Source organism: Desulfobacter sp. (genome assembly GCF_050177295.1).
This window is the reverse complement of sequence record NZ_JBFXHE010000242.1, coordinates 1-6727: the sequence shown is the minus strand read 5'-3', so window position 1 is coordinate 6727 and position 6727 is coordinate 1. Positions and strand designations below refer to the sequence as shown.

The window sequence follows — 6727 nt, the reverse complement described above, 5'->3', positions numbered from 1 at the left end:
GCAAAAGTGGTCGCGCTGGAACCTTCCGGCGGCATGGTTGAAATACTCAGGAAAAAGATGTCCGCCAGGGGTATTGGCCCGGATCAAATCCGCATCAGTCAGCAGACATGGCAGGATGTGGATGTGGAAAAAGAGGACCTGGCCGGCCAATTCGACTTGGTCTTTTCCTCCATGAGCCCTGGCGTTTGCGATCCCGGGACATTGGAAAAACTTATGCAAGCCTCCCGAAACTTCTGCTACCTGAGCACCTTTTCCGGCGGTGGCTGGCGCAGTTGCTACAACGATCTGTGGCAGCACATCACCGGCCAGGAGCTTGAATCCACGTCATGGGATTTCATCTACCCCTTCACCTATGTTTACGCCCTGGGATATCGTCCCCAGACCGATTTTAAGGTCTGGTCCCATGACCGCAAAGAGACCATTGATGAAGCGGTGGAAAATATTATCTTTTTTATCCAGGGCATGACAGAGGTCACGCCGGAAATCCGCCAAAAGTTAAAAGACCATGTAACCCGCCAGGCTGTTGACGGAATTTTTCATCAAAAGCAGACCGTTTGCCAGGGCGTGATGCTGTGGCAGGTTGTGTGACGACAAGGGCTGCCGCATTCATACGCCGTGGGCGCTTTGAAAGACTGTCAAAAAATTTTTAAAATTGCGGCAGATGATCTGGCATCATCTGCCGCAACATAAACCTTACAGTCCCTTAGTTCAGATCTCTAAAGCTCAAAGGTGGTCATGCTGACCACGAGTTCAAGGGCTTCAATTTCCTTCACCACATCAGGCGGTACCGGGGTCTCGGTTCTTAAAAAGATAATATTTCTATCTCCGTCATCCTCACGGCCCACCGTCATTCTGGCAATGTTGATGTTGTGCTCGCCCAGTTTCTGGCCGATGGAACCGATGGAACCGGGTTTGTCCACATTGTGATTATACCCAGATGGCCCTCGGGAATAACCTCTAACCGGAATTTATTAATTCTTACAATCCGGGCATCATCCTTTCCAAAGATGGTGCCTTCCAGGATATTGGTCTGGGTGTCTGTAACCACGATCATCCGGACCAGGTTCAGGAAGTTGCCTGCCTCCTGGGCCGTGGATTCAGTGATTTTGATCCCCATCTCATTGGCCAGGGAAATGGCATTTACCGAATTGACCTCATCCCTGACATATTCATTGAGCAGACCCTTGATTCCGTTAATGGTCAGGGGTTTGAGATCAAGGTCCGGAAATTTACCAATGTATTCAATGTTGACTTCGCGAACGCCTCCCTTGGTGATCTGGGCCTGCATTTTTCCCATTTTTTCCACCAGGTAAAGAAAGGGTTTAAGCTGCCTTAAGACCTCTCCGGTCACCGACGGTACATTCACGGCATTGATCACGGTGTCGTGCAGCAGATAGGCAATAATCTGGTTGGCAGCAGCCACGGAAACATTGGTCTGGGCCTCCTTGGTGGATGCGCCTAAATGGGGAGTGGCAATGACCTGATCCAGCAGGAGCAGCGGATGGTCTCCGCCCGGGGGCTCGGTGGAGAACACATCAAGGGCCGCGCCAGCCACCTTTCCTGACTGGATGGCCTCATGCAGGGCTGCTTCATTGACAATGCCGCCCCTGGCACAGTTGATGACCATAACGCCTGTCTTCATCTTTTCAAAGGCCTGGGCGTCCAGTAAATCAATGGTGGCATCCATTTTAGGAACATGGATGGTGATATAATCCGACCGGGCATAGAGTTCATCTAAACTCACATATTCAAAACCGGCTTTTTCAATATGTTCCGAAGAGATATTGGGATCGTACACAATGACGTTCATACGCATCCCTTTGGCAAGTCCGGCAACAATGGAGCCGATATTTCCGAACCCCACGACGCCCAAGGTCTTATTGAAAATTTCCCGGCCCTGGAGCAATTTTTTATCCCAGCGCCCGGCTTTCAGGGATGCGGTGCCCCGGGGGATATTCCGGGTTAAGGCCATCATCATGGCCATGGCATGCTCGGCTGTGGTCACGGTGTTGCCGCCGGGGGTGTTCATGACGGCAACCCCTTTTTTGGTGGCCGCATCAATGTCCACATTATCCAGGCCAATGCCGGCCCGGGCAATAACCTTGAGGTTGGCTGCCGCTTCAAGCAGGTCTGCGGTCACCTTGGTGGAACTCCGGATGGCCAGGGCATGGTATTGTCCGATAATTTTTTTAAGTTCTTCGGGTGAAAGCCCGGTATTGACATCGACATCTATACCTTCCTGATTTCTGAAAATATCAATGCCGGCTTCATCCATTTTATCACTGACCAGCACCTTCATTATTTGGCCTCCTTTTGAAACGCATCCATGAATTCCACCAGGGCTTTGATACCTTCCATGGTGGTGGCATTATAAATGGATGCCCGGCATCCGCCCACGGATCTGTGGCCCTTGAGACCGCCAAGACCTTTGGCTGTTGCCTCTTTGATAAATTTTTGTTCAAGTTCCTCACTGGGCAGACGGAAGGTCACGTTCATCAAAGACCTGGAATCCTGCCGGGCTGTGCCCCGGTAAAAATTGCTTGCCGCCATAAAATCGTACAAAATGCCTGCTTTTTCCTTGTTAAATGCGTCCATCTTTTCAAGGCCGCCTATCTCTTCTTCGATCCATTTGAGAACCAAATCAATGGTATATATGCCGAAACAGGGCGGGGTATTGTACATGGAATTCTTTTCTGCATAGGTGGAATATTTGAGCATGGAAGGCAGATCCGGGTTAGCCGTTTCCAGAAGGTCTTTGCGCAAAATCACCATGCAGGTGCCGGAGGGTCCTAAGTTTTTCTGGGCACCGGCATAGATCATGCCGAATTTTTCCATGGGCAGAGGACGTGAAAAAAAATCAGATGACATATCCGCAATAAGAGGAACCCCACCGGTGTCGGGGAAGTTGGCAAACTGGGTTCCCTTAATGGTGTTGTTAGAGGTGATGTGGACATATTTTGCATCTTTGCTGAAGGAAATATCTCCAGGGATATATGAAAAATCCTTGTCCTCGGAAGAGGCCACAACCACATGTTTTTTATTTTGAATTTTTGCCTCTTTAATGGCTTTGGTGGACCAGGTTCCGGTATTGACATAGTCGGCACTTTGATCCCCGGAAAGAAAATTCATGGGAATCATGGCAAACTGTAACGATGCCCCGCCTTGGATAAAAAGGACATGGTATTGGTCATCCAGGCCTAAAAGACGTTTGGCCCGCGCCACGGCATCATTGATCACATCATCAAAATAAGAAGATCTGTGACTGATTTCTGTTATGGACATGCCTGAATTGCTGAAATTCAGAAAAGATGCCTGAATTTCTTGAAGAACCGGTAGCGGCAGCGCCGCAGGTCCGGCATTGAAATTGTAAATTCTTTGGTCTGTCATTTTTTACCTTCCTTTTAGAGGTTTTCTTTATTCTCATTGTTCTTATATGTTTCATTGCCTCACAACCCAAGGCAATTTGATATCCGACCCCCTTTCATTAACGCCGTAGCAGATGAAAATCAATAGGCCAACCGCCTTTATGTAAAAATCATTTCTGCCCGGCCCGGGGATTTGCGATGGGAGCCGCCGATTTGAAAAACCTTTAATCGCTTATAGTTTGAATGAAAAAAGATTGTTATGATACGATCATCTTTTTCATCAACATAATAAATTGAAAATTGTTTGAGCAGCCCCCATGCCAGAAAGAATGCGCCGTAATGAGACCAGAAAAAATATCAATAGCCCAATGATCCCTTGCCAGTTCGTTCAGTCTTACAGACGCGCCCTGCTTGCGGGTCCTAGTGGAGCGTTTGGTTAACCAAAATATATATTTTTCGGATTATAGCTTTTAGCCAAATACCACCCCTTGGAGTGATCAACCAATATAAAAAACAGCAATTAGCAATTATCGTCACCCAGTAAATAACCCTGAAAAATGCTTTTTTAGATTTGTGCCTTAAGAAACTTTGTGCAATCGCGGCACCTGGCCAACCACCTATCAGTGACAAAGTATGCAAAGTACTTTCAGATGTACGCCATTTGCCCCGCTCAGCCGCATTTTTATCTTTAGCGTACATTAGAAATGCAACGATACTCAGAATTCCATAGAAGCAAACAACCTCAAATGATATGTGCTTTGATTCAAAGAGGTAGAATAGAATGAATGAGAAAGAACTTACTATGACTAATGAAAAGAACTTTTGCCTAAATTCTCTGCCATTATTTTTGTGTCCTTCCAATTTAATATGATACCATTTTCTAAATTTAAAATTTCCATGGCCCTAAAGCATCAGGCTCCAAAGTACGCCTGCGGCAATGGCCGAGCCGATAACGCCGGAAACATTAGGGGCCATGGCATGCATGAGCAGAAAATTTGCGGGGTCTTCCCGCTGGCCCATAATATGTACCACCCGGGCAGAGTCCGGTACAGCCGAAACACCGGCAGCACCCAGCAGGGGATTGATCTTCTTTTTCAAAAACAGGTTCATGAACTTGGCAAACAATAGTCCGCTTGCCGTTGCAATGCCAAAGGAGAGCGCACCCAGGACAAAAATTTTCACGGAGCTATGGGTGAGAAAGACATCTCCCTGGGTGGATGCCCCTACGGTAATGCCCAAAAGAATGGTGGAGATATCAATCAATGCCGTGCGTGCTGTAACAGCCAGACGCTCTGTCACCACAGCCTCTTTAAGGAGATTGCCAAAACACAGCAGTCCCAAAAGCGGCAGGGCTGCGGGCGCCAGGAAACAGCAGAGCAAAAAGACGATAACCGGGAATATTATTTTTTCACGCTTGGTGACCTGACGCTGATCTTCCATGCGGATGAGCCGTTCCTTGCGCGTGGTTAAAAGCGTCATGATGGGCGGCTGGATTACCGGCACAAGGGCCATGTAACTGTAAGCCGCAACAGCAATGGGCCCGATAAGATGCGGGGCCAGTTTGGCGGTCAGGAAAATGGCCGTGGGTCCGTCTGCCCCGCCGATGATCCCGATGGCAGCTGCCTCCTTGGGCAGAAAACCTAAAGCAAGCGCACCCAGAAAAGTGATAAAAATGCCGGCCTGGGCCGCAGCGCCCAAAAGCATGAGCACCGGCCGTGCCAGAAGCGTTGAAAAGTCAGTCATGGCACCGATGCCAAGGAATATCAAAGGCGGATAAATGCCCTGGGTTACCCCGAAATACAGGTAGTGCAGAACAGAATTATTTTCATAAATGCCAAGACCCAGCCCCTTGAAAATAGGAATGTTCCCCACGAGCATGCCAAATCCGATGGGAACCAGCAGCAACGGCTCATAATCCTTTGCAATACCCAAATATATAAAAATCACGCCAACGATGATCATGATAAGGTTTCGGTAGTCACACAGATAAAACCCGGTATTCTGAAAAAACTCTAAAAATAAAGCAGTCATTGATTTTTATTTCTTTCAATTTCCCATGGGGATCAAGTAGTTAACTGTCAGTCTTAATTAAATCAAGAAATGGTACGGATGAATCTATCCTCATCCCATCTGAAATACCCCTGTTCATCAGCACACAGAATGCCGGACTTAAGCAGGAGATTCATGTTGGCATGGGGATCGTTAAGGCCGGAAAGCTCGGCCATGCGCAAAAGCTTTGGCAAAGAAATCACATCATCCATGGTCTGGGCCAAGAGATTATACTGCCGGCACACCTGTTTTTGAGCCTCTGTGAGGTCCAGGTACGCTTTAGGGGTACCCGCCCTGGCAGCAGATTCAGATCTTGAAACGAACAGTTTTTTTATTTTCCCTGGATTATCATACAGGGCCACCAGCTTATGAAGCTGGGAGATCAGGGCGGACAAGGAGACAAGTCCTGTGAACACAATAGTGATGCCCACAACTGAAATGGCCCATCCGTTGTTGGCGTTTATGGCCTCAAGTCCATAAAGAACGCTGGCAGCGTCAACTCCATTCAAGACACACCTCGTTTTTTTTATTAATTCTTAAACTCTTAAACAACGCCTGTTTCGGCAGGATTTGAACAAAAGGGCGCTTTTTCCGCAAAGAATTGCTGCCATCCATCCATAATTGTGGCCGCAGCAGGCGTCTCATGGCTGATCAAATCAAGGATATTCAGACAGGGCACAACCCAGACAACCCCTTTTTCAAGTACTGTAATTGTGGCAGTATTTGTACGGTTCAGGCTCACCATTGACAGGCCTGCAAAATCCCCTGGCCTATTGAGCACCACCGCCCTTCCCTCTTTCATGGTCACAAGCAGGGTACCTTCTTCTATAAGGAAGAAAAACTGGGCGCAATGACCTGCCTGGGCCAAAATTTCACCAGGCATAACCCTCCACCTTGAAAATAGCGGTACAAGACTGTCAATATCCCGGGCATCAAGCCCATTAAAGATGATAGATTCTGATAAGCATGCTGCAGAGCTGTCCATACGCCTCCTTAAATTATCATTGGAGTTTGAAACAAGCTTCCTTTGAAAATAAGCATTCAAGCATATTTTATAAATTCTGTCGAGTGCAAAAAGATCTGATCCAGGTCAATCACATATAAAAAATAAGGTTTATTCGCCTTGCTTCTGAGCAAGTTTGTGAGCTAATCTCCTCCAACGAGCGATTCAAAAACGGGTTTCCGTTCAGGCACTATTTATTAAGGAGGCACACTGTTATGACGATTTATGATATCTCTCTGGAAACACTTCAAGGCAAAACCATCTCAATGGCTGATTTTAAAGGAAAGGTCTTATTGGTGGTAAACACGGC

At 47.4% G+C, this 6727-nt stretch carries 6 protein-coding genes and 1 pseudogene; 1 reads left to right on the top strand and 6 read right to left on the bottom strand.

The features are described from left to right. Positions 1 to 588, top strand: a 588-nt coding sequence (locus AB7U36_RS15505; RefSeq protein WP_428160622.1) for a class I SAM-dependent methyltransferase, incomplete at its 5' end; no start/stop codon positions are given. A gap of 128 nt (positions 589 to 716) precedes the next feature. On the opposite strand, the pseudogene serA reads toward AB7U36_RS15505, so the two are convergent. The 6 genes and pseudogenes from serA to AB7U36_RS15475 form a co-directional block, all read right to left on the bottom strand. Further along, a pseudogene (serA, locus tag AB7U36_RS15500) lies at positions 717 to 2299 on the bottom strand (phosphoglycerate dehydrogenase). Further along, entirely contained in the window at positions 2299 to 3387 is a 1089-nt protein-coding gene (serC, locus tag AB7U36_RS15495; RefSeq protein ID WP_428160621.1) for a 3-phosphoserine/phosphohydroxythreonine transaminase, read from the bottom strand. Before serC ends, serA begins: the two are co-directional and overlap by 1 nt. 398 nt (positions 3388 to 3785) lie before the next feature. After that, positions 3786 to 4226 (bottom strand): DUF1294 domain-containing protein, encoded by a 441-nt coding sequence (locus tag AB7U36_RS15490; protein WP_428160620.1) that lies wholly within the window; start codon positions 4224 to 4226, stop codon positions 3786 to 3788. A 42-nt stretch (positions 4227 to 4268) separates the two neighbouring features. Beyond that, positions 4269 to 5396 carry a sodium ion-translocating decarboxylase subunit beta gene (locus AB7U36_RS15485; RefSeq protein WP_428160619.1) on the bottom strand — a complete coding sequence of 376 codons (1128 nt, stop codon included), beginning with the start codon at positions 5394 to 5396 and terminating at the stop codon, positions 4269 to 4271. A 62-nt stretch (positions 5397 to 5458) separates the two neighbouring features. Beyond that, positions 5459 to 5923 carry an OadG family protein gene (locus AB7U36_RS15480; protein WP_428160618.1) on the bottom strand — a complete coding sequence of 155 codons (465 nt, stop codon included), beginning with the start codon at positions 5921 to 5923 and terminating at the stop codon, positions 5459 to 5461. Positions 5924 to 5958: 35 nt separating this feature from the next. Further along, positions 5959 to 6297: a cyclic nucleotide-binding domain-containing protein gene (locus AB7U36_RS15475; protein WP_428160617.1), complete on the bottom strand. Its 339-nt coding sequence runs from the start codon at positions 6295 to 6297 to the stop codon at positions 5959 to 5961. Positions 6298 to 6727: the final 430 nt, after the last annotated feature.

Coding starts and splice junctions, on each gene's coding strand:
- serC (WP_428160621.1), bottom strand. CDS start 3,387: ATGACAGACCAAAGAATTTACAATTTCAATGCCGGACCTGCGGCGCTG.
- AB7U36_RS15485 (WP_428160619.1), bottom strand. CDS start 5,396: ATGACTGCTTTATTTTTAGAGTTTTTTCAGAATACCGGGTTTTATCTG.
- AB7U36_RS15475 (WP_428160617.1), bottom strand. CDS start 6,297: ATGCCTGGTGAAATTTTGGCCCAGGCAGGTCATTGCGCCCAGTTTTTC.